17 protein-coding genes, 2 tRNA genes and 1 pseudogene are annotated in these 21396 nt (G+C 61.5%); 9 read left to right on the forward strand and 11 right to left on the reverse strand.

Translation table 11 applies throughout. The features are described from left to right. Positions 1 to 176: 176 nt before the first annotated feature. Positions 177 to 2681 (reverse strand): ribonuclease R, encoded by a 2505-nt coding sequence (gene rnr / locus F759_RS0105295; protein WP_027798938.1) that lies wholly within the window; start codon positions 2679 to 2681, stop codon positions 177 to 179. A 305-nt stretch (positions 2682 to 2986) separates the two neighbouring features. Here rnr and F759_RS0105300 point away from each other — a divergent pair. Then, positions 2987 to 3073: transfer RNA gene (locus F759_RS0105300), tRNA-Leu, on the forward strand. A 278-nt stretch (positions 3074 to 3351) separates the two neighbouring features. Then, a tRNA-Leu gene (locus F759_RS0105305) sits at positions 3352 to 3438 on the forward strand. A gap of 119 nt (positions 3439 to 3557) precedes the next feature. Here F759_RS0105305 and F759_RS40615 read toward each other — a convergent pair. Next, positions 3558 to 3818 (reverse strand): annotated as a pseudogene (locus F759_RS40615) (transposase); the annotation flags it as partial. Positions 3819 to 4253: 435 nt separating this feature from the next. On the opposite strand from F759_RS40615, the gene F759_RS0105315 reads away from it, so the two are divergent. Beyond that, the gene (locus F759_RS0105315; protein ID WP_027798939.1) at positions 4254 to 5159 is read left to right on the forward strand and encodes a glutamate/aspartate ABC transporter substrate-binding protein; all 906 of its coding nucleotides are present in this window, start codon (positions 4254 to 4256) and stop codon (positions 5157 to 5159) included. Positions 5160 to 5177: 18 nt separating this feature from the next. Here the strand turns inward: F759_RS0105315 and F759_RS0105320 are convergent, their stop codons facing one another. The 6 genes from F759_RS0105320 to F759_RS0105345 all read right to left on the reverse strand — a co-directional run bounded on the left by F759_RS0105320 (position 5178) and on the right by F759_RS0105345 (position 11441). Beyond that, positions 5178 to 5732, reverse strand: a complete 555-nt coding sequence (locus F759_RS0105320; protein WP_027798940.1) for a carboxymuconolactone decarboxylase family protein — start codon at positions 5730 to 5732, stop codon at positions 5178 to 5180. Continuing rightward, positions 5729 to 7069 carry an AtzE family amidohydrolase gene (locus tag F759_RS37255; RefSeq protein ID WP_322787077.1) on the reverse strand — a complete coding sequence of 447 codons (1341 nt, stop codon included), beginning with the start codon at positions 7067 to 7069 and terminating at the stop codon, positions 5729 to 5731. Before F759_RS37255 ends, F759_RS0105320 begins: the two co-directional genes overlap by 4 nt. Next, complete coding sequence (locus F759_RS42815) at positions 7050 to 7217, reverse strand: hypothetical protein (protein WP_154670903.1); 168 nt, start codon at positions 7215 to 7217, stop codon at positions 7050 to 7052. The genes F759_RS37255 and F759_RS42815 overlap by 20 nt, the downstream gene beginning before the upstream one ends. After that, entirely contained in the window at positions 7214 to 8557 is a 1344-nt protein-coding gene (locus tag F759_RS0105335) for an aspartate aminotransferase family protein (RefSeq protein ID WP_027798941.1), read from the reverse strand. The genes F759_RS42815 and F759_RS0105335 overlap by 4 nt, the downstream gene beginning before the upstream one ends. A 107-nt stretch (positions 8558 to 8664) precedes the next feature. Continuing rightward, positions 8665 to 9981 carry an MFS transporter gene (locus F759_RS0105340; RefSeq protein ID WP_027798942.1) on the reverse strand — a complete coding sequence of 439 codons (1317 nt, stop codon included), beginning with the start codon at positions 9979 to 9981 and terminating at the stop codon, positions 8665 to 8667. 23 nt (positions 9982 to 10004) lie between these two features. Continuing rightward, positions 10005 to 11441, reverse strand: coding sequence for an N-acyl-D-amino-acid deacylase family protein (locus F759_RS0105345; RefSeq protein WP_027798943.1), 1437 nt, complete (start codon positions 11439 to 11441; stop codon positions 10005 to 10007). Positions 11442 to 11546: 105 nt separating this feature from the next. Here F759_RS0105345 and F759_RS0105350 point away from each other — a divergent pair, with 105 nt between their 5' ends. Next, positions 11547 to 12434, forward strand: coding sequence for a LysR family transcriptional regulator (locus F759_RS0105350; protein WP_027798944.1), 888 nt, complete (start codon positions 11547 to 11549; stop codon positions 12432 to 12434). Here F759_RS0105350 and F759_RS0105355 read toward each other — a convergent pair. Further along, positions 12431 to 13291, reverse strand: coding sequence for a MurR/RpiR family transcriptional regulator (locus tag F759_RS0105355; RefSeq protein WP_027798945.1), 861 nt, complete (start codon positions 13289 to 13291; stop codon positions 12431 to 12433). The two genes, F759_RS0105350 and F759_RS0105355, sit on opposite strands and share 4 nt — an antisense overlap. Before the next feature lie 390 nt (positions 13292 to 13681). On the opposite strand from F759_RS0105355, the gene glnH reads away from it, so the two are divergent. The 5 genes from glnH to F759_RS0105380 are packed head-to-tail and all read left to right on the forward strand — an operon-like array spanning position 13682 to position 17851. Then, positions 13682 to 14428 (forward strand): glutamine ABC transporter substrate-binding protein GlnH, encoded by a 747-nt coding sequence (gene glnH, locus F759_RS0105360; protein ID WP_027798946.1) that lies wholly within the window; start codon positions 13682 to 13684, stop codon positions 14426 to 14428. Positions 14429 to 14452: 24 nt separating this feature from the next. Further along, positions 14453 to 15109 (forward strand): glutamine ABC transporter permease GlnP, encoded by a 657-nt coding sequence (gene glnP / locus F759_RS0105365; RefSeq protein ID WP_027798947.1) that lies wholly within the window; start codon positions 14453 to 14455, stop codon positions 15107 to 15109. Then, a complete protein-coding gene (gene glnQ / locus F759_RS0105370; protein ID WP_027798948.1) occupies positions 15106 to 15855 on the forward strand; it encodes a glutamine ABC transporter ATP-binding protein GlnQ in 750 nt (249 codons plus the stop codon). The genes glnP and glnQ overlap by 4 nt, the downstream gene beginning before the upstream one ends. 21 nt (positions 15856 to 15876) lie before the next feature. Further along, complete coding sequence (locus tag F759_RS0105375) at positions 15877 to 16929, forward strand: C45 family autoproteolytic acyltransferase/hydolase (RefSeq protein WP_027798949.1); 1053 nt, start codon at positions 15877 to 15879, stop codon at positions 16927 to 16929. Continuing rightward, positions 16886 to 17851: a MurR/RpiR family transcriptional regulator gene (locus F759_RS0105380; protein ID WP_027798950.1), complete on the forward strand. Its 966-nt coding sequence runs from the start codon at positions 16886 to 16888 to the stop codon at positions 17849 to 17851. Before F759_RS0105375 ends, F759_RS0105380 begins: the two co-directional genes overlap by 44 nt. Before the next feature lie 502 nt (positions 17852 to 18353). Here the strand turns inward: F759_RS0105380 and F759_RS0105385 are convergent. Beyond that, on the reverse strand, positions 18354 to 18659 hold the full coding sequence (locus F759_RS0105385; protein ID WP_027798951.1) for a hypothetical protein: 306 nt from the start codon (positions 18657 to 18659) through the stop codon (positions 18354 to 18356). A gap of 432 nt (positions 18660 to 19091) precedes the next feature. Then, the gene (locus F759_RS0105390) at positions 19092 to 21011 is read right to left on the reverse strand and encodes a hybrid sensor histidine kinase/response regulator (RefSeq protein WP_084534200.1); all 1920 of its coding nucleotides are present in this window, start codon (positions 21009 to 21011) and stop codon (positions 19092 to 19094) included. Positions 21012 to 21396: the final 385 nt, after the last annotated feature.

Genomic DNA, 21396 nt, shown 5'->3' on the forward strand with positions numbered 1-21396 from the left:
GATCGAGCCAGCGTGTGCGGCCCGTGCATGAAGCGTGCGCATGAAACCGGCACATGAAATCAGTGCATAAAGCCCGCGCTAACCGCGGATCAAACGAAGCGGATCAAACGAACACCGCGCGCAACCGGCACGTTTGTACGTACCCGCTTGCGCGCGGTTCAAGCGACGAGACGGCTTCAGCGCTTCTTGCGCACCGCGGGCTTGGATGCCGGTTTGGGCGCCGCGCCATGTTTCTTCGCGGCGGCGCGCGCGGCGCGTGCTTCCTTGACGGCGGCGCTTTGTGCGGGCGCCGCCTTCTTGCGACGCGCACCCGGCGCCACCGCGGCGCCTTCTACCGGCGGCAATGCGCGCACGCGCGCGCCGCCATTTTCGCCGGATGACTTCTCGGCCGCAGCGACGCCGCGGACCGGATGCGGCTTGATCGGCGTATCGCGCACGAGGCGGAAGTCGATCTTGCGCGCGTCGAGATCGACGCGGCTTACCTGCACGCGCACGCGATCCGACAGCCGGTAGCGAATGCCGGTACGCTCGCCGCGCAGTTCGTTCTTGATCTCGTCGTACTGGAAGTAGTCGGAGCCGAGTTCGGTGACGTGCACGAGGCCTTCGATAAAGAGCGAATCGAGCTGCACGAAAATGCCGAACGACGTGACACCGTTCACCATGCCGCCATACTCTTCGCCGAGCTTGTCGCGCATGAAATAGCACTTGAGCCACGCTTCGACATCGCGCGAGGCTTCGTCGGCGCGGCGCTCGTTGGCCGAGCAATGCAGACCGAGCTCTTCCCAGATCGCCACGTTGTTCGAGCGCGAGCGGCCGCTCTTTTCTTCGTCGGCCTGCTGCATTGCGCGAGCGCGCGGCGACAGCGCGGTATTCAGCGTGATGCCTTGTGCCGGCTCCGGTTGATACTTGCGGCCTTGCAGGATCGCGTAGATCGCTCGGTGCGTAAGCAGGTCGGGGTAACGGCGGATCGGGCTCGTGAAGTGCGCATACGCCTCGTACGCGAGGCCAAAGTGGCCGATGTTGTCGGGGCTATACACAGCCTGTTGCATCGAGCGCAGCAGCATGGTTTGCAGCATCTGCGCGTCGGGCCTGTCGCGGATTTGCGCCATCAACGCGGCGTAGTCGCTTGCATGGGGTTTGTCGCCGCCGCCGAGCGTGAGGCCCATGCCGCGCAGGAATGTGCGCAGATTCTCGAGCTTTTCCGCAGTCGGTCCGGCATGCACGCGGAACAGGCCCGGATGCTTGTTGCGCTTGAGGAAGTCGGCGGCGCACACGTTCGCGGCCAGCATGCATTCCTCGATCAGCTTGTGCGCGTCGTTGCGCGTGCGCGGCACGATCTGTTCGATCTTGCCCTGCGCATTGCAGACGATGTACGTCTCGGTCGTGTCGAAGTCGATCGCGCCGCGCTTCTGACGCGCGGCGAACAGCGACTTGTACACGCCGTACAGATTCTGCAATTGCGGCAGCAGTGCGGCGCGGCGTGCGGCTTCAGGACCCTTGGTGTTCTTCAGTACCGCGGCGACTTCGGTATAGGTGAGACGCGCGGCGGAATGCATCACGCCAGGATAGAACTGATACCCCTTCACTTCGCCGCGCGCGGTGACGATCATGTCGCACACGAGCACGCAACGGTCGACGTGCGGATTCAACGAGCACAAACCGTTCGACAGTTTTTCCGGCAGCATCGGAATCACACGGCGCGGGAAATAGACGGACGTGCTGCGTTCGATCGCGTCTGCGTCGAGCCCGCTTTTCGGATGCACGTAATGCGAGACGTCCGCGATCGCGACGATCAGGCGGAAACCGTCGCCGCGGCCTACCTTGACCGGCTCGCAATAGACAGCGTCGTCGAAGTCGCGCGCGTCTTCGCCGTCGATCGTGACGAGCGGCACGTCGCGCAGATCGATCCGATGACGCACGTCCGCGGGACGAACTTCGTCGGGCAGCTTGGCGGCTTCGTCGAGCGCGCTCTGGTTGAACTCGTGAGGCACGCCGTACTTGCGCACGGCGATTTCGATTTCCATGCCCGGGTCGTCGATATCGCCGAGCACTTCCGCCACGCGGCCGAGCGGCTGCGAATGACGGCTCGGAAAATCGGTCAGTTCGACCACCACCACCTGGCCGACCTTGGCCTTCTTGGTGTTCTGCGTGATCAGGATGTCATGGCCGATGCGCTTGTCTTCGGGCGCGACGATCAGCGCGCCGTTCTCGTTGAGCAGGCGCCCGATCACGCGCTTGTTGGCGCGATCGGTGACCTCGACGATATGCCCTTCCGGCCGCCCGCGCCGGTCATAGCCGACGATGCGCGCAAGCACGCGGTCGTTGTGCATGACCTTCTGCATTTCGGCGGTGGGCAGAAACAGATCGTCCTGGCCGTCGTCGCGAATCAGAAAGCCGTAGCCGTCGCGATGGCCCTGAACGCGGCCCGCGACGAAGTTCGACGGATGAGTTAGCTGATAGAGATTGCGCTGATCGAGCCGGATCTGACCGTCGCGCTCCATCGCGCCCAGGCGCTTGAAAAATCCTTCGCGCTCCTGGCGCTTGATCGACAGGGCTTCGGCGATGTCGTTGGCGGCGAGCGGCGCTTCGCTCGTACGCAGGACGCCGAGGATTTCCTCGCGGCTCGGAATCGGATACGGAAATTTGCTCAAGGGCTTGTCGATGATTTTTTCTCGTTGCATGGACGTCGGTCGGCGATGTGGCTCGGCTTAAGAAGCGTTTGCAGCGCGCATGAATCGCGCCTGCCGTTGCACTGAAAAGACTCTCTCGGGTCCGGCTCGTTCAAGGCTGAGTCCGACGGGCTTGTGCACCGTGCCAACGAACTACTGCGAGGCATTCTAACACCCGTCTCGCGCGCCACGCGGGGCGTCAATAGTCGCCGGGAAGCCCGCGCGGCCTCGTCGGCGGGTTGTTTAAGCGAGATTTGAGAAACGCTTGACAGCTTCCATTCTGTCGCTATAATGGCGGTCTTTGCTGTTCATCACCTGCCCAGGTGGCGAAATTGGTAGACGCACTAGGTTCAGGTCCTAGCGGTGGCAACACTGTGGAGGTTCGAGTCCTCTCTTGGGCACCAAGATTCAAAATTAAAGCCGCCATGTGGCATTGGGCGGCTTTAATTTTGTGCGAGGCGTTTTTGTGGCCATGCGATCCAATTGCCGGTCGTCGGCGTTCGGTGCGGGTCCGCAAAGCGGTTTATCGGGGGCTACGCGCATGGTGAATTGCGGTTCCCGCATATTGCGTTGGGGGCTTCGCTGCGAGGCCCTGTCGGTGGCGGTAATAGCGGCGTTTGTTTGCAGCGGGGATTGACACCCTGCATCATCCCGCTAAAATAGCGGTCTAGCTTGAAGACGTGCCCAGGTGGCGGAATTGGTAGACGCACTAGGTTCAGGTCCTAGCGGTGGCAACACCGTGGAGGTTCGAGTCCTCTCCTGGGCACCATAAAAATAGATCCGGATGATTACTGGATGATGTTGGTCAAAAAGCCCGCTTTTTTGCGGGCATTTTGTTTTTTGGAGGTCCCTGGAAGATGCTCGTGTTCCTTCATAAGGCGACGTCGAATGAGTACGCTCCAGACGCCGACTCGACTGAATGCGGTTCAGGTAGCCGTAGATGTAAATCCTGAGCAGTACAGATGGATGATATGAGGGGCGTCCCGTCGTTGCGGGAGCGATTCCGTCAAAGCCGAGGTCGTGAAGATCGAGCTCATCGACAAAGACGTCGACAATGCGCACTGGATTGTCGTCGGACACATAGTCCTCCAGATACTCGGGCAGCAAAACAGCTTGCTTACGGTCTTCGCCTTCAACGAATCGCTTCATGTGCCCGCCCGACCTGAATGCGTTACTTCAGTTTAGGCGATGAGCGTGCGTTTTCACACAAGGTGGACCCTTAACTGCCGTTTGCAACCGTCGGACTTTGGTGGCCGCAAACGGATGCTTACGGTCATTACGGCGTGCGCAACGCAAAGCGTATCCCCCGCAGTCTGCATGCAGGAAACACTGCGGACGCCTTCCTTCGCGTCTCAATCACTCAAGCGGTTGAACTGGCGCGTGAGTGAACGTACGTCAGGTCGCCGCCTTCCAACTGCACAACACCTCTTGTACTCCCGACGAGGCCGAGCAGCGCCGCCGGCGTTTGATTGAAGTGAAACCCATAGGACAGTCGGCGCGATCACTGAACTATGGGTAAATACATATGTAGCTGTATTTTTTTTCATGGCAACATATGTATCATCCACATCAGACGGGTAGTCTATGAAAACAAAGCCACTGCTCACATCAGCTTTCGCGCTTGCCGCGCTCTCGCTTGTCACAGGGACAAGCTACGGCCAAGGCAGTCAGCCGACGCTTGCCAAGATTCAAAGCACGAATCTGATCGCGGTCGGCCATCGAGAAACATCCGTGCCGTTTTCGTATGTCGATACCAATAACAATGTCGTTGGGTTTTCGCAGGACTTGTGCAACAAGGTAATCGACGCGGTGAAGGTGAAGACGAAGCACCCCGATTTGCGCGTGCGCTTCATTCCAGTGACGTCGCAAAACCGCATCCCACTTGTACAGAACGGCACGATCGATCTTGAATGCGGCGTGACGACGAATCTCACGGCGCGCCAGAACCAGGTTGCGTTTTCGGACACATTCTTTGTCGCGACGACGCGTCTGCTCACGAGGAAGGACTCCGGCATCAAGGACTTTCCCGATCTCGTGGGCAAAACCGTCGTGACGAATCAGGGCACGACGTCCGAGCGCATTCTTCGCAAGATGAACGAAGAAAAGAAAATGAACATGAGTATCATCAGCGCGAAGGACTATGGCGAGGGACGCGCGACGCTTGAAACCGGCCGCGCAGTCGCTTACATGATGGACGATGTTCTGCTCGCCGGCACGCGCTCCCTGACGGCGAAGCCCTCGGACTGGGTGCTGGTTGGCACGCCGCAGTCATCGGAGGCTTACGGCTTCATGATGCGCAAGGACGACCCGGAGTTCAAAAAGCTTGTCGACGATGCAATGAGCCAAGTGATGAGAAGCCCCGAGATCAAGACGCTGTATGACAAGTGGTTCACGAAACCGGTGCCGCCGAAGAACATTAATTTTGAATTCCCGATGAGCGGGACGATGCAGAAGCTCTTTGACGAGCCGAACGACAAGGCATTCGAGTAACGCGTCGGCGAACCGGCTTCACTCCGCGAAGGGCAGATCGGTCTGCCCCTCAGCGCGCATCCCGAACGTGTTGAGCGTCATTGCTACGAGCGCGTAGTAGCCCAGCAACCCGACGAGATTCACGGCGACCGTTAGACCGAAGCGCGCGACAGCGGCGTCGTATGTAGCGTCGCTTACCCGCTTCGTGTCGTAGAGCTCGGTGGCAAAATCGAAGATGATCTTGTCGTCGGCATCGGCGAAAGTCGGCGTTTTCCCTGTGCGCAGCGCTTCGGCGACATCGGTGGGCAGGCCGGCTTCGAGCGCGATTGGATGATGAATGTGCCATTCCGCCTGCGATCGCCAGCGCGCCGCGGTCACGAGAATCGCGAGTTCGGAAAGGCGTAGCGGCAGGCCGGTATTGTAGCGGCAGAACGCGCCGAGCTTCTGCGCGTTCTGCGCAAGTTCCGGGCTAAAGATCCAGCCGAGGAACGGCCCGTTCAGATTGCCGCGCGGGCCGCTCAGGATGTCCTCCAAAACAGCCTTCTGTTCGCCGGACGCGGTGGCGATCTGGAAGTCGGGAAGTCGTTTATTCATGATTCGATTGATGTCCGTGAGATGTGCATGAGGCCTTGCTCGATGCGTCGTGCGGCCGCAAAGCACGCGGCCTCGTCAAATTGTGCGCCGATGATCTGCACGCCGACCGGCATATGACCGTCGCGCAAAACGGGAGCGGTAACGACAGGCAGGCCGGCGAAGGAAACCGGCTGGGTCAGCATGCCGAGATGCTTCGCGGGTTCCAGTTCGTGATTTCGGACCGCGATAGTAGCGTCAGAGAACCCCGGCGCGGCGAAGGGCGTGCTCGGCGCGAGGAGGACGTCGAAGTCGGCGAAGAGCCGCGCCATGCTCGCGCGAAAGCGCCGCTGAGAGCTTAGCGCACGGGCGTACCACGCGGCCGGACTCAACGCGCCGGCGAGGAGGCGCGTGCGCAGGCGGGGCGAGACGGTGTCTTCGGGTGCGTCGAGCAGCTCCGCGTGCGCGGTCGCTACCTCCACGTTCGAGACGATCGTCGCCGCGCCGCGAACGAGCTGCATATCATCCTCAGACATGTCGATCGATTCGTGCGACCCGATGAGCGATGCTGTTTCCAGCACCGCGTCCCATGCTTGTTGCGATGCGTACGTTTCAAAGTACCCGCTCAATATGCCGACTCTCACACGCGATTCGCGCTCGTCCGATGCATCGCCATCGAGTACCGAATAAAGCGCGGCGAGATCTCGGGCATTGTTCGCGAAGCCGCCGATGCAATCCAGCGAACTGGCGTAAGCGAGCACGCCTTGTCGCGACAGCCTGCCGAAAGTCGGCTTGATGCTCCATACGCCGCACAGCGCGGCGGGGGCGCGAATCGAGCCATTGGTGTCGCTGCCGAGTGCGAGCGGCACGCATCGCGCGGCTACAGCGGCAGCGGATCCGCCCGACGACCCGCCCGTCATGCGGTCGACATCGTGTGGGTTACGCACCGGGCCGAAGTGCGGATTCTCGCCGGTCGCGCCGCACGCGAGCTCGTCCATGTTCGTCGTGCCGACGAGCACCGCGCCGGCACGCTTCAGCCGTGCGATCGCGTCGGCGTCGCGGATCGCGGCCGGTGTGCGGAGCCGCGCGCGCGAGCCGGCGATCGTCGTGTGACCTTCAATATCGAAAATACTTTTGGCCGCGAACGGCACGCCGGCAAGCGGTCCCGGATCGATACCCTGCGCGACGAGCGCGTCGATACGCATTCCCTGTTCGAGCGCCTCGTCGACGAAAACATGATGAAATGCGTTGAGCGAGGCGTTCGCGCGTTCGATGCCAACGAGCGCTTCCCGCGTCACGTCGACGGCTGAACGCTTTCGTGCGCGCACATCCGCGGCGATGTCAAGCGCTCTCTGCATCATCGCCGGGTTCCGCTTCGTCGTGAGCGATGGCAAGTGCCCGCGCGCTAGCGTGCATCGAGTCGAGCAGCGATTCAACGCCGGGCAGCAACGCGTCGGGCAGCGCGATGTCGAGCGTCGCCGCCCATGCTTTCAGGGCGGCGACGTTCATGCCGCCTTCACGTCGATGAGGCCGAGCGCGCCGTCGATGGCATCTGCGAGGCGCTCGACGATCGTGTCGATCTGCGCGCTGGTCGTGATAAACGGCGGCGCAATGAGCACATGATCGCCGATGCGGCCGTCCACAGTGCCGCCCATCGGATACACCATAAGGCCGCGCTTCATCGCCTCGCTCTTGATGATTGCGTGCAGTCTGTGCTTCGGATCGAACGGGCTTTTGCTCGCGCGATCCTGCACCAGCTCAACACCGGTGAAGAGGCCGCGCCCACGCACATCGCCGATGAACGGATGATTTGCGTGCCGCTCGTGCAGCTGCGCGCGCAGTTGCTCGCCGCGCGCCTTCACGTTGTCGAGCAGCTTTTCTTCGGCGATGACTTTCTGCACTTCGAGCGCCGCCGCGCACGCCGTCGCGTGGCCGATATACGTGTGACCGTGCTGAAAGAACCCGGATCCGCCGACGATGGTATTGAAAATCTCGTTGCTGACGAGCGTCGCGCCGATCGGCTGATAGCCCGCGCCGAGACCTTTCGCGATCGCGAGGATATCGGGCGAAACGCCGTCTTCCTCGCAAGCGAACAGGTGGCCCGTGCGGCCCATGCCGGACATCACTTCGTCGAGAATCAGCAGCACACCGTATTTGTCGCAGACCGCGCGAATCTTGCGGAAGTATTCGCGCACAGGCGGCACCGCGCCCGCCGTCGCGCCGACGACCGTCTCTGCGACAAATGCCGCCACCGATTGCGCGCCGAGTTCAAGGATTTTCGCTTCAAGTTCGTCGGCGAGACGTTGCGCGAAGGCTTCGTCGGTTTCGCCCGCTTGCTGTTCGCGATAGGCGAAGCAGGGTGTCACGTGATGCGCTTCGATCAGAATCGGCAGGAACGGCTCGCGACGCCATGCGTTGCCGCCGATGGCGAGCGCTCCGAGCGTGTTGCCGTGATAGCTCTGCCGGCGCGCGATGAAGTGCCGCCGCTCGGGCTGGCCCTTCTCGACGAAATACTGACGCGCGAGCTTTAGCGCCGCTTCCATCGCTTCTGAGCCCCCCGACACGAAGTAGACGTGGCCAAGGCTTCCCGGCGCGGCTTCGATGAGCAGATCGGCGAGTGCTTCGGGAGGCTCGGTCGTGAAGAACGATGTATGTGCGTAGGGCAACTGCTGCACTTGTCGCTGAATGGCTTCGATCACCCGCGGATGACTGTGCCCAAGACACGAGACGGCCGCGCCTCCGCACGCGTCGATGTAGCGCTTGCCGGTCGAATCGACGATTTCTATGCCGTCGCCGCGCACGGCGATGGGCAGGCTGGCGCGCGGCGCGCGATGAAATACCGTGGTCATGTAATTTCGCCTTTGGTGCGGATCTGGGTGTGAAGGACGTGCGCAACACGCGATTTATAATTCTAACCACATTACAACATATGTTGTCAACAATCGCACGCGGCAACTCAATGCGTCGCCTTGATGTAGCGCGCCGGAATCGTAAGGATCAACAGCGCCGCGAGAAAGAGCGTGATTGCGAGGAGCGCGACGCCGACGGTCGTGCTCCCGGTCACCTGCTTGAGAAAGCCCATGATCGACGGTCCGACGAAGCCCGCGACCGCCGCGCCGACGTTCACGAGCCCCGCGCCTCCCGCGGCGGCCGTGCCTGCGAGAATGCGCGACGGTAGGCTCCAGAACATCGCGAGGGTGCTCATGATGCCCGCGACGGCGACCGTGAGGCATGCGACGGCAGCGACCGGCGCGTTCGATACCGCCACGCTGCCGATCAGCGCGACGCCGCCGATGAACACGGGCACGGCCGTGTGCCAGCGCCGCTCCTTCGTCCTAACGGAGTGCTGGGCATTGAGTACCATCGTGGCAGCGGCAACGAGATACGGGATCGCGCTCACCACGCCAGTCTGGAAGTTCGTGAGATGTCCGAGCGCCTTCACCATAGTCGGCATCCAGAAGACGAGACCGTAGTTGCCGACGTTGTAAAGGAAAGAGATCGCGCAGAGCAGCCAGAGAGTCGGCTCTTTGAGCGCGGGCAGAAGTGCATGCTTTTTGCCCGACGATTCGCGCGCCACATCGCGCTTCACGGTTGCGAGCTCCTCAGGCGAGAGCCATTTCGCATCCTCGATGCGGTCAACGACAATCTTGAACAGCATGAAGCCGAGCAGGACAGCGGGCAGCCCTTCAATCAGAAACATCCACTGCCAGCCGTTCATTCCCCAACCGCCATGTGTCGCGTCCATGATCCAGCCCGACAGCGGCCCGCCGATGATCACGCCAAGCGGCATCGCGAGAAACAGCAGGGACATCACCTTGCTTAAACGATATGACGGGAACCACAGACTGAGGTACGCAATGACCGCCGGAAAAAAGCTCGCTTCAGTCAGGCCAAGCAGGAAGCGCAGCGCAAAGAACGCAGTGTGGTTGCCCGTCGTAAGTGTGGCGATGGAGACGATTCCCCACGCAATCAGCGAGCCACCGAGACACGCGCGCACGCCAATGCGCTTCACTAGGTAACCGGCGGGCACCTGAAGCAATAAATAGCCGATGAAGAAGAGTCCCGCGCCGACGCCGTATGCCGCTTCAGTCAGACTCAGGTCGCTCATCATCTGCAGCTTGGCGAAACCGACGTTCACACGATCCAGATAACCGAAGAAGTAGCACAGCAGGATAATTGGAATGACGCGTAGCGTCACCTTGCGATAAACGGCGTCGGCCGGCGGCACGGCGTGCACGGCGGACTGCGGCGTTGCTTGATGAGGAGTGGCCATGTCGGTCTCTGATCGGCTGGAGGTTATCGGGGAATACGGCGCAGCGCGCGCCCCGGTCGCGCGCCGGTCGGCTCGCCGCGCATAAGCACGGGCACGCCGTTCACGATCACGTGTTCGATGCCCTTGGGCGCGAGCTTCGGTTCCTCGAACGTCGCGCGGTCGATGACTTCGTCGGGATCGAACACGACGAGGTCCGCGTAGCTACCCTCGGCGACGTGTCCGCGTCCGGTGATCCCGAATTGCTCCGCGGTGAGCCCTGTCATCTTGCGCACGGCGGTTTCGAGCGGAAAGAGCTTGAGCTCACGCGAGTAATGGCCGAGCACGCGCGGAAACGTACCCCAGAGGCGCGGATGCGGCGCGGTGTCGTTGGGCAGGCCGTCGGAGCCGACCATCGTTTTCTCGTGACTGAAAATGCGGCGCACATCCTCTTCGTCCATCACAAAATAGATGGCGCCTGCGGGCTTCAGGTCCTCGATGGCGGCTTCGATCGAACCGTCGTAGAGCGGCAGGATCTCCGCGAAGTCCTTGCCTGCGAGCTCAGGACGCTGCGTCGACCAGGCGAGCATGACGCGCGACGACTGGCGAATGCGGTCCGCGCGCAGCATCGTCGACGTTGCGGGATACGGATGGCAATCGAGACAAAGCGGCTGGCGCTCGCTTTGGGCGTCGATGAGCGCGAGCGTTTCCGTCGAGCGACCGTGGTTTTCCTTGCCCGCAACCTTGTGATGCGAGAGGACGAGGTTCGCGCCGACCGCTCCGCCGATGGCGAAAGCCTCTTCCATCGACGGGACGATGTCCGCGGTTTCGTCGCGCAAGTGCGTGGCGAAGACGCCGGGATGCCGCCTGAGCGGCTCGCAGACGTCGATCAGTTCCTGCGTGCTCGCGGATGCGGCCGGGGGATAAAACGTGCCCGACGACACGCCAAACGCGCCCTCTTGCATCGCCTCTTCGACGTCGGCGGCCATGCGCTTGCGTTCGTCTGCAGTCGCTTCGCGCGCGAGATCGCTCATATGCCGCACGCGTAGCGTCGAATGGCCGACCAGCGCCGCGATGTTCACGGCTGCGGGCGCATGCTCGAGCGCGGTGAGATAGGCACCGAAGCTGTCGTAGGCGAAGCACTCGGGCGCGCCGAGCAGGTCGAGCGGCTGCGGAACGGCATGCGCGGAAAGCGGTGCGAGGCTGATGCCGCAGTTGCCCGCGATCACCGTCGTCACACCCTGCACGACTTTCGGCGTGACGTCGGGGTGAGTGAGCACGAAGGCGTCGTCGTGCGTATGGCTGTCGATGAACCCAGGCGCGACGATCTTTCCCGTCGCGTCGATGGTCGTGTCCGCGCTCGCCGCCGACAAATCACCAATCGCCGAGATACGATCGTCGTTCACGCCGACATCAGCGGCAAAGCGCGCGTTGCCGGTGCCGTCGATGATATCGCCATTCCGGATGATCAATTGAAAGTGCATGAGCTTCGCCCTCAGGGGTGATGACTTTTTGTTTCATTCACAATGCTCGGCGCACAAAATAGACGTGTCCAATGCCGGTCTTTCAAGGATTCATGCGGAACAGTCATGAAAATCGAGAACTCGGAACTCGAAGCATTCGTCGCGGTGGCGGAGCTCGGCAGCTTTCAGAAGGCCGCAGACAAGCTGCATCTCACGCAGCCGGGGCTATCGCGGCGCATCCAGAAACTCGAGCGGGCGCTCGGCGTCGAGCTGTTTCACCGGACAACGCGCAGCGTTGTGCTAACGGGCGTCGGCCGCCAGTTCCTGCCGATGGCGCGCCAGCAGATGTCGCAGCTGGGCACGATGTTGTCGTCGATTCGGGAGATCGCCGAGAAGCGCTTTGGTAAGGTGCGGCTCGCGAGCATTCCGACGGTGGTGAATCGCGTACTGCCAGCCGTGCTGCGGCGTTACGCGGACAAATACCCTCAAGTCGGCGTGCAAATCTTCGACGGCAATCATGACTTCGTGCTCGGGCAGGTACGCGCGGGACTTGCGGAATTCGGTATCAGCCTCGACCCCCGCGACGACGAGGATCTGATTTTCGAGCCCTTGCTTGCCGATCGATACGTGCTCGCGATGCATCGCGAGCACGAGTGGGCGTCGCGCGAGAGCGTGTCTTTGCAGGATTTGCGTAATGCGCGGCTCGTCATCGGCGGGCGTGACAGTGGCAATCGGCTGCTGCTCGAACTGCTGCTCGGGCACGAGTCAATCAGTCTGCGATGGTTCTACGAGGTGGAACACATCTCATGCGTCGTCGCGCTGGTCGATGCGGGTCTCGGCTGCGCGATCGTGCCGTCGCTTGCGGTGTCGGCACACTTCGCACCGAACATTCGGACAGTTCCTATCGCAAGCCCCCAAGTGCAACGCTCGATCGGCATCGTGAAGCATCGGCACGTGTCGATGTCCTCCATCGCCGCCGATCTATGCGAACTACTGCGGGGATCGATCGACTAGCTCTCCGCGTAGGCGCCCTGCGAGTGCAGCGCGGTTTCGGCCTGCTGCAGGTTCGCGATCGCGTCCTTGCCTTCGAGCGCGAGTAGATGCGCGACCAGCATTTCCGCGAGCGCCGATGCCGCCACGAGCGAGGGAAAGAAAGACGGCGATTCGTGCGAGAAGATGAGCGTGTGATCAGCGTTCAGTGCGATGGGAGACACGGCGCTATCGGTCAGCGCGACGAGTTTCGCGCCGCGCTCAACCGCCGCCTGCGCGACGCGCAGCGCTTCGACGGAATACGGCGCGAAGCTGACGACGACCACGGCGTGCTTTCTCTCGATGCCGCGCAACTGCATTTCAAGCGTGCCGGCTTCGCCGCTGACGAGACTCACCGATGGTCGGAAGAGGCGATATCCATAAAGCAGGCCAAATGCAACCGGATAACACGAGCGAAAACCCGCGACGTGGAGATGCGGCGCCTTCTTCAACGTCTTCGCCGTTTCGACGACGCTCCCGGCGTTCTGGGCCAGCGTAAGTTCGAGGTTGTGTGATTGCGCCTGCGCAAGCTCCCGGCTGAGCTGGTCGCCGGAGCCGCCTTTGACCAGCGAGCGTGCACGCGTCGTCAGTGGCTCCGGGCGAGTGCGCACGCGGCTCACGAAGATTTCGCGCAGCTCGTTCCAGCCCGGGAAACCGAGTAGCTGCGAGAGACGGACCATGGCAGCGGGCTGGACCTTCGCGCGTTCGGCGACCTTGCGCATCGACAGGATGGCGACTTCGTCGGGGTTGTCCAGGAGAAAGGCGGCGCCTGCCTGGAACTGCGGGCTCAAATCGGGAAAGCGGTCGCGGATGATGGTGACAAGTTCGTTGAAGGTGTGCACGGACAGGCTCGGGCTCGGCGGATTGAATTCGGTATTTAAGCACGGCGCGTCGCGACAGGGGTGCCCTTATGAGCGCGCTAGCCTACTTGTTCGGGGCCAGCGCCTTCATGACAGCTGAGGGTTGCGTATTGCGCCAACCGATGAATTTGACGGATGCGCGCGCGTCATTCCGACGCCCTCCTCCGCGCGTGTCGATGCGACCGTCGGAGGTCGCCCCTTAAGTCCCTCCCGATCTTCGCGACGTTAGCGGCGCCGCCGCATACACACTAGGTGTAAACCCCTAGTTGCAATCGTATTTTGATCATTAAGACTTCGCAATTATATTTGCGCATAACATCAACTCGCAAATATCATTGCGTATTGACCACACATTTCGACAAGGAGTCGATCATGAAACTCGCCGCAAACCTTGCCGTGGCCGCCCTCGCCGCGTTTTCTTTCGCCAGCGGTGCCGCTCGCGCTGAAACGCTGCTTGTGGCGTGCGACACCGCGTTCGTGCCGTTTGAGTTCAAACAGGGCAACGAATACGTCGGCTTCGACATCGACTTGTGGAAGGAAATCGCCAAGGACCTGAAGATCGACTACAAGCTGCAGCCAATGGACTTCAGCGGCATCTTGCCAGCGCTGCAGACGCATAACGTCGATGTCGCGCTCGCGGGCATCACGATCAAGGACGAGCGCAAGAAAGTAATCGACTTCTCCGACGGCTACTACGCCAGCGGCTTCACGCTAATGGTGCCCGCGGACAGCACGATCAAGGGACCGGACGACCTGAAGGGCAAGACGCTTGCGGTCAAGACCGGCACGTCCTCTTTCGATTACGCGAAAGCGAACTTCAAGAACACGGATTTGCGCGCCTTCCCGAACATCGACAACGCCTATCTCGAACTCGCTACCGGTCGGGTGGATGCCGCGATGCACGACACTCCGAACGTCCTTTACTACATCCACACCGCTGGCAAGTCGCGCGTGAAGGCCGTCGGCCCGCAGATGATGGCGCAGCAATACGGCATCGCGTTCCCGAAAGGCAGCCCGCTCGTCTCGAAGGTCAACGCCGAACTCGTGAAGATCAAAGCCGACGGACGCTATGCGGCGATCTATAAGAAGTGGTTCGGCGTCGAGCCGGCGAAGTCCTGACAACCCGCGCTACGGAGAATAATGATGCAGTTCGATCTTTCGGTCATCGTCGACGCCGTGCCCGCACTCATGCACGGCGCGCGTCTCACGGTGCTGATCACCATCGCGGGGCTCGCGGGCGGCATGTTCGTCGGCCTGGTGTTCGGCCTGATGCGCGCATACGGCAACACGCTATGCCAGAAGATCGCGTTCACGTATATCGAGTTCGTGCGCGGCACGCCGATCGTCGTGCAGGTGATGTTCATCTATTTCGCGTTGCCTTTGCTGCTGCACGTGCGCGTCGATGCAATGACCGCGGCCATCGCGTCGATCATCATCAACTCGGGCGCGTATATCGCGGAGATCGTGCGCGGCGCGTTTCTCTCGGTGCCGCGCGGTCTTAAAGAAGCCGGCCTCGCGCTCGGCATGCCGGGCTGGCGCGTGCTCGCGTTCGTGGTCGGCCCAGTCGCGCTGCGGCGCATGACGCCCGCGCTCGGCAATCAGTTCATCGTGAGCCTCAAGGACACCTCGCTCTTCATCGTGATCGGCGTGGGCGAGCTGACGCGTCAGGGTCAGGAGATCATGGCGTCGAACTTTCGCGCGGTGGAAATCTGGACGGCCGTCGCGCTCATCTATCTCTGCATGATCGGCGCGCTCAGCTTTGGCCTGCGCACGATGGAACGGCGGATGCGCATCCTATGAATACGATGAACCACAACGGCCACATGGTGCAATTCAAGGGCGTGACGAAGCGCTTCGGCAAGACGGTCGTGCTCGATAGCGTCGATCTGAACATCGGCGCGGGCGAAGTAGTCGTGCTGATCGGGCCGTCCGGCTCGGGCAAGTCGACGCTTCTACGCTGCATCAACGCGCTGGAGCAGATCGATGGCGGCGATCTAGTCGTCGATGGCATCAGCGTGCTCGGCGGCGCGAAGAAAATGCGCGAGATCCGTCAGGAAGCGGGCATGGTGTTTCAGCAGTTCAATCTGTTCCCACAGATGACGGCGCTTGAGAACGTCGCGTTTGGGCCGCGTCAGGTGCGCGGGATGAGCAAGTCCGAGGCCGAGTCGCTCGCGCGCGAGCTGCTGACGAAGGTCGGACTGGGCTCGCGCGTCGGGCACTATGCGAGTGAATTGTCGGGCGGACAGCAACAGCGCGTCGCGATTGCGCGGGCGCTCGCGGTGAAACCCAAGCTCATGCTCTTCGACGAACCCACCTCCGCGCTCGATCCCGAGTTGCGTCAGGAAGTGCTGCGCGTGATGCAGGCGCTCGCTGAAGAAGGCATGACGATGGTCGTGGTCACGCACGAGATGGCGTTCGCGCGCAAGGTCGGCACGCGGCTCATCTTCATGGAGCACGGGCATATTACTGTCGATGGCCCGCCTGCCGGACTGCTCGATAATCCGCCTAATCAGCGCCTGCGCGATTTTCTGCAACATGTCGAATAACTTTCACGAAACACCTCGAATATGGCAGCACTCGGCTTTATAGAAATCTCCGGTTCCCCGCGCGAAGCGGGCGAAGCACTCGGCCGGTCCGGCGCGCACGCGACGCATGCGTACTTATTGAAGACCCGTGCATGGCAAACGGTCATGCAATGGCGCGGCAGCGCCACGTCGAAGACAATGGCGGCGCTCGTGCGCGAACGCTTTCCGCGCGTGTGGGACGAGCTCGAAGGTCTGGCCTTTGGTCTCGGCCTGCCGTTCGAGGACGTCTTTCTCTGGAACTGCCGGGGCGATCTCTGGGCGATGTCGCCCGATGGCTGCACAACTGTGCAACTTCCTGGCACGGATGCGCGGCGCATCAGCCATAACGAAGACGGTCTTCCCGGCTTCGCGGGGCATTGCGCGATTGCCGAATGCAGGGTCCAAGGCAACGCGGGTTTCGCGGCCTTAGTTTATCCGGCCTCGCTGCCGGGACATACGTTCGCCGTTACGAACGGCGGTCTCGCCGTGACCGTGAACAATCTGCGTCAGCGCGAAGTCGTCGCGGGCGTGCCGCGCATGGTGCTCACACGCGCGATTCTCGACGCGGTCGATCTCGATGAAGCCGTCTCCATCGTGCGTGACAATCCGCGTGCGGGCGGCTTTCATCTGACGCTCGGCGCTTGCAGCAGTCCCGCGCTGCTGAGCGTCGAATTCAGCGCGCACGATTGCTCTGTCGTCGAAGTGAAAGCGCCGTCCCTGCATGCGAACCACGCGATTCATCCTTCGATGCACGGCTTCTCGCAGATCATCACGGATTCGTCGCGCCATCGGCAGGCACGGGGCGAGGCGATGCTCGCATCGGGCGAAGCAATCGATTCTCTCGCGATCCTCGCGGATCATGAAGATTCCGCACTGCCGATTCATCGCACGCATCCGGACGATCCTGACGATGAAAACACCCTCGCTACCGCCAACATTGCCATTCGTCCATCTCGCATAGAATGGCAGGTTCACGAACATCCCGGGCAGCCCGCCCGGTACTGGATGATCAATGGACACAGGCAAACAGAAGGGGCGTCACGCGAGCAAAGCTGAAGCGGGCTTGCAAGTGCCGCCGCGCAGCGTCGACGGCTTGCGCGAACTTGCGATACGCATCGGCCGCGACGAGGCCGAGGTCTCGCTCGGCGGCAAGGCGCACACGGTGCTCGCGAAGCTGCTCGAACGCCCCGAAGAAGTGGCGGTGCGCACGATCACTGACCTCGCCGCATCGCTCGACGTCAATGCGTCTACGCTCACGCGCCTGTCCACGAAGCTCGGCTATGCGGGCTTCGCGGATTTTCAGAGCGTGTTTCGCGACAGCCTCGCCGAGCGTCATCGGCATTTTTATAGCCAGCAGGCGGAGCGGCTCGTCGCGAGCAGCAGGACGCACGCCCACGATGCCGCGCCCGAGGTTGACATGGTCGTGAAGCTCGCGCGTGAATCGATCGGCAATGTGGAAGGCTTCATCGCACAGCTATCGCCCGTCGACTTGCGCGGCGCCGCGCGCCTCATCGCCGATGCAAAGCGCGTACGCGTTCATGGCCTGCGCCAGTTCAGCGCACTCGCGAGCTTCGTCTGCTATGGCCTTGGCATGATCCGCACGGACGTCGGCCTGCTCGATGCACAGGGGCTCGGCGTCGCGGAAGGACTCGCGCAGCTGGAGCCGGGCGACGTCGTTCTCGTCACGAGCGTCGCTCCCTATACGCGCAGCGTCGCCGATGCTGCGATCGCCGCCAAGGACGCCGGGCTTGATGTCATTGCGATCACCGATACCCTCGCCTCGCCGCTCGTGCCGCCCGCGCGTCATGCGTTCCTGGTTCCACACGATAGCAGCTTCTTCAGCAACAGCATGGGCGCATATCTGGTGTTTTGCGAGGGCCTGATGAATGTCGTCGCGGCCCGCCTCGGAAAGCGCTCGTTGCAGGCGCTCGAACGGCGCGAGCGTCTTATCACGACGCTTGGCATCGAAATGTCCTGACAAGAACACAGGTAATTCCTGAGCCGCGCGTCAGCAGATTACGTTTGTGGGTCTCCAGGGGAGCTCGGCCGCGCCAAGCCCACCTCCACCCGAGGTGCTTGAAGTTTTTTCGCCTGTTTCTGGCTGTGCGCAAACGTGTAGCTGAACGCCGTATGTGCCAGGGCCAAGATGGCAGAATCCTTTGAACGGCCGTTATGCGCGGCGAAGCCGCCGTCCGAGAGACCGGTCAGTGCAGTCACCGAATGACGCTTCATGGCCGGTTGCCGAAGATCGCAGTTAGAGCGCCGCGCATCCCCGGCGACCGCGGCCCGAACTTCCGGAATCGACCCTGAAGGGACGTTCATGTCTCGCTAAAGCGGCCGTCCAAACACCGGGATCGCCAACGTGGCCGGACGGATTAGGCGACTAGTGATCCACTCCTATGTGCTGTTTCCAGATACGTCTGCATCGGCAGGTCGCCACCCTCTGGCCTGCGCTGGCCGCCTGCCTTCGTGGGCGCGTGTCATCGCAGCGTCCAGGGGGCCGGAAAGTCCTCGTAGCCCTCGTCCAGCGCGTAGCCGCTATAGTCGGCGTAAGACGCGTAGATAACCCGCCTGCCGGAGGGCGTGAAGCCAACCTGCCGCGAGCCCAGCTTCGCCTGGCAGGTGATCAGGCGGTGAGTGCCCGTGAGTTCGCCGAGGTACGCCCCATCCGGGCCATAGACGTCGTTACCGGCAAAACGGCCGACATGGCGCCTATCGTAAGTCCACAGATTGTCACCCTCGCGATAGCCGAAGCTGGTGCCGCCCCACGTCCACAGCCAGTTCATTGTTTTGGTGCATCAGTCGTTCATCCTTTCCTGAGTGCAGGTGCGCGCAACGGATTGTCGACGATTCAGGCATTGATGTCGAACGACCGTCCAGGTCACAGCTTCGATCTCCGATGTTCAGGTTATTGAATGTGACAAGGCAGAGAAGAGCTTTGCCATCCACTACATTGCCGATTTACGTCCTGCGGACGGCGCCACGCGTCGCACTTCAGGGGTCTTCTTACCATTGACGGCATGCACGAGCGGCTTGTAGGTCGGTCTGAGAGGTCGATTTTCGCGGGGCAACTGAAAAGAATATGTAGCGACTTTTTCAAGCATCGGCCGATCACAGTCCGACACTGACTGCGTAGCGCGGTTACGCAAGATCCAATGGCGTCGGACCGTCATCGACCCCTTTTGGACCATGAGCATGCCGGAAGCAGCCGTTCAGTCTCAGGAGCGCAGAGCCCTCGCGACATCCGCGAGCCGGTACGGTTTGGGGATGAACGTAAAATCGCTCACGTCGCCGTGCTGCCGCCGCAGCGCCGTCATCGGGAAACCGGATGCGAGCACAACTTTGATGGCGGGATACTGCTGCTGGACGTGACGCGCAAGCTTAATGCCGCTTGTCTCCCCAGGCATCACGACGTCGCTGAAAAGAATGTCGATCGCCGGGTGAGTCTTCAGAATATCAATTGCAGCCATTGCGTCGCCAGCTGTCACGACCTCATAGCCAATGCTTCGGAATAGCTCAGCTGCCGCAGTTCGCAGGTCCGGCTCGTCTTCAACAATCAGCACGGTCTCCACCATCGCAGGCCCCGGAAATTCTTCCAGCGAGCCGGCATCCACTGCCGCTGTGGGTAAGTAGAGGTCAATTGTTGTGCCTTCGCCTCCGGAGCTTGTGATCCGTACGTCCCCACCCGACTGCGCGATAAATCCGTAGACCTGGCTCAGCCCAAGGCCGGTACCTTTACCGGTCTCCTTGGTGGTAAAGAAGGGCTCGAATGCCCGTGAGGCGATCTCCGGTGACATACCGGTCCCTGAGTCCGTCACTGACACCCTGATATATGCGCCGGGCGCTACAGTACCGGCATCGCGCTCTCCAAGCTCAACGTCCTCGGTACGGATAACGATGTTTCCACCGTCAGGCATCGCGTCGCGCGCGTTGACGATCAGATTTAGCAGTGCCGCTTCAAATCGCGCGATATCGAGTAGCACGGTCGGCCGCTTCGAGTCCAACACGACCTCAAGCCGGATCGATCCGATTCCGGCACGCTGGAGCATGGGCTCAAACTCACGGATCACAGCGTTAAGGTCATGCCTTTCGTTCCTGAGCGGTTGCTGCCGGGCAAAGGTGAGCAGTTGTTGGACGAGCGACGCTCCGCGGTCCACAGCGCGCTGCATCATATCCAGCATTTTCACGTCAAGATGCGTTCGCGACTGCGCGCCCAACACCTGCAAACCATTTGATAAGACCGATAGCAGATTATTGAAGTCGTGCGCAACGCCCCCCGTAAGCTGTCCGACGGCTTCCATCTTCTGCGAGTGAAAGAGCGCGGCATTGGCACGGTCCAGCGCCTCGGCCGCCTCCTTGCGCTCTGTAATGTCCCGCGTGATTTTCGCGAATCCGATGAGCGTACCCGCTTCATCCCGGATCGCATCTACCACGATGTGCGCCCAGAAACGACTCCCGTCTTTGCGGACCCGCCAACCCTCACGCTCGACCCGGCCCTCGCCGGCTGCGATGGCCAGAATCTGCGCCGGAACACCCGTCCCAATGTCTTCCTCGGTGTAGAAACGGCTGAAGTGCTGGCCCACGATCTCATCATGTTCATAGCCTTTGATCCGCCTTGCACCGGCGTTCCAGCTGGTCACAACCCCGGACGGTGAGAGCATGTAGATAGCGTAATCTGTGACGCCCTGAACGAGAATTCGAAACTGTTGTTCGCTCCTGCGTAGCGCTTCCTCGGCCGCCCTGCGCTCGGAGATGTCACGCGTGATCTTCGCAAATCCGACCAACTGCCCGGACGGCCTCAGGACCGGGTCGATCACCACGGACGCCCAGAATCGCGTTCCGTCCTTACGCACACGCCATCCTTCCCCCTCAAATTTTCCCTCATCGAGCGCCGTACGCAGCGCTCTGTCAGGGAGCCCAGTCGCCCGGTCTTCGTCCGTATAGAAGGCGGAAAAATGCTTTCCGATTATCTCGGAGGCGGTATAACCCTTGAACCTGTGCGCGCCCGTATTCCAGCTGACGACATATCCCTGCGGGTCCAGCATATAGATCGCATAGTCCCTCACGCTGGTCACGAGCAACTCAAAACGCTGTGCGTCGGTGATTTCCGGTGTCTGGTCACGCTGCTCGGTTTTCATTTCAGTGTGTGATAGTCGTAGGGCTGGGGAACCGTTTAAAGTAATGATTCTAGCGCGGCGCGCAGTGAGCTCCCCGAGACCGGAAGCGATTTCTCCCGATTCTTGACGATCGGAGGGCCCGGCGCCGAATGGCTCAAGATGGCTGACCTGTGCCTGACGTCCCGCATCGTCAACCCACAGGCCGCGTATTGCACGTCAGACCGTGACCGACCCCGAGCGGCCACTTGCGTCTCTCGAAAGCGGCCGTTCTATGTGCCACGCGGGTCCTTTGCGCAGACCACATTTACCCGTCTTCTGCCAGCTTCAAGAACCGGGCTTCGAACATGTCTTTGGTCTACCATGGGCTCGCCAGTCGCAACGACCCTTCTTCAGGACTCAAATCTCG

Origin of the sequence: Paraburkholderia dilworthii (genome assembly GCF_000472525.1) — a bacterium.
In the GTDB taxonomy this organism is placed as follows: domain Bacteria; phylum Pseudomonadota; class Gammaproteobacteria; order Burkholderiales; family Burkholderiaceae; genus Paraburkholderia; species Paraburkholderia dilworthii.

Excerpts from the sequence above, each read along its gene's own strand:
- F759_RS0105335 (WP_027798941.1), bottom strand. The coding sequence starts at position 8,557 with ATGACCACGGTATTTCATCGCGCGCCGCGCGCCAGCCTGCCCATCGCC.
- F759_RS0105320 (WP_027798940.1), bottom strand. The coding sequence starts at position 5,732 with ATGAATAAACGACTTCCCGACTTCCAGATCGCCACCGCGTCCGGCGAA.
- glnH (WP_027798946.1), top strand. The coding sequence starts at position 13,682 with ATGAAACTCGCCGCAAACCTTGCCGTGGCCGCCCTCGCCGCGTTTTCT.
- rnr (WP_027798938.1), bottom strand. The coding sequence starts at position 2,681 with ATGCAACGAGAAAAAATCATCGACAAGCCCTTGAGCAAATTTCCGTAT.
- F759_RS0105350 (WP_027798944.1), top strand. The coding sequence starts at position 11,547 with ATGAAAATCGAGAACTCGGAACTCGAAGCATTCGTCGCGGTGGCGGAG.
- F759_RS0105380 (WP_027798950.1), top strand. The coding sequence starts at position 16,886 with ATGGACACAGGCAAACAGAAGGGGCGTCACGCGAGCAAAGCTGAAGCG.
- F759_RS42815 (WP_154670903.1), bottom strand. The coding sequence starts at position 7,217 with ATGAACGTCGCCGCCCTGAAAGCATGGGCGGCGACGCTCGACATCGCG.
- F759_RS0105390 (WP_084534200.1), bottom strand. The coding sequence starts at position 21,011 with ATGAAAACCGAGCAGCGTGACCAGACACCGGAAATCACCGACGCACAG.
- glnP (WP_027798947.1), top strand. The coding sequence starts at position 14,453 with ATGCAGTTCGATCTTTCGGTCATCGTCGACGCCGTGCCCGCACTCATG.
- F759_RS0105385 (WP_027798951.1), bottom strand. The coding sequence starts at position 18,659 with ATGAACTGGCTGTGGACGTGGGGCGGCACCAGCTTCGGCTATCGCGAG.
- F759_RS37255 (WP_322787077.1), bottom strand. The coding sequence starts at position 7,069 with ATGATGCAGAGAGCGCTTGACATCGCCGCGGATGTGCGCGCACGAAAG.
- F759_RS0105345 (WP_027798943.1), bottom strand. The coding sequence starts at position 11,441 with ATGCACTTTCAATTGATCATCCGGAATGGCGATATCATCGACGGCACC.
- glnQ (WP_027798948.1), top strand. The coding sequence starts at position 15,106 with ATGAATACGATGAACCACAACGGCCACATGGTGCAATTCAAGGGCGTG.
- F759_RS0105315 (WP_027798939.1), top strand. The coding sequence starts at position 4,254 with ATGAAAACAAAGCCACTGCTCACATCAGCTTTCGCGCTTGCCGCGCTC.
- F759_RS0105375 (WP_027798949.1), top strand. The coding sequence starts at position 15,877 with ATGGCAGCACTCGGCTTTATAGAAATCTCCGGTTCCCCGCGCGAAGCG.
- F759_RS0105340 (WP_027798942.1), bottom strand. The coding sequence starts at position 9,981 with ATGGCCACTCCTCATCAAGCAACGCCGCAGTCCGCCGTGCACGCCGTG.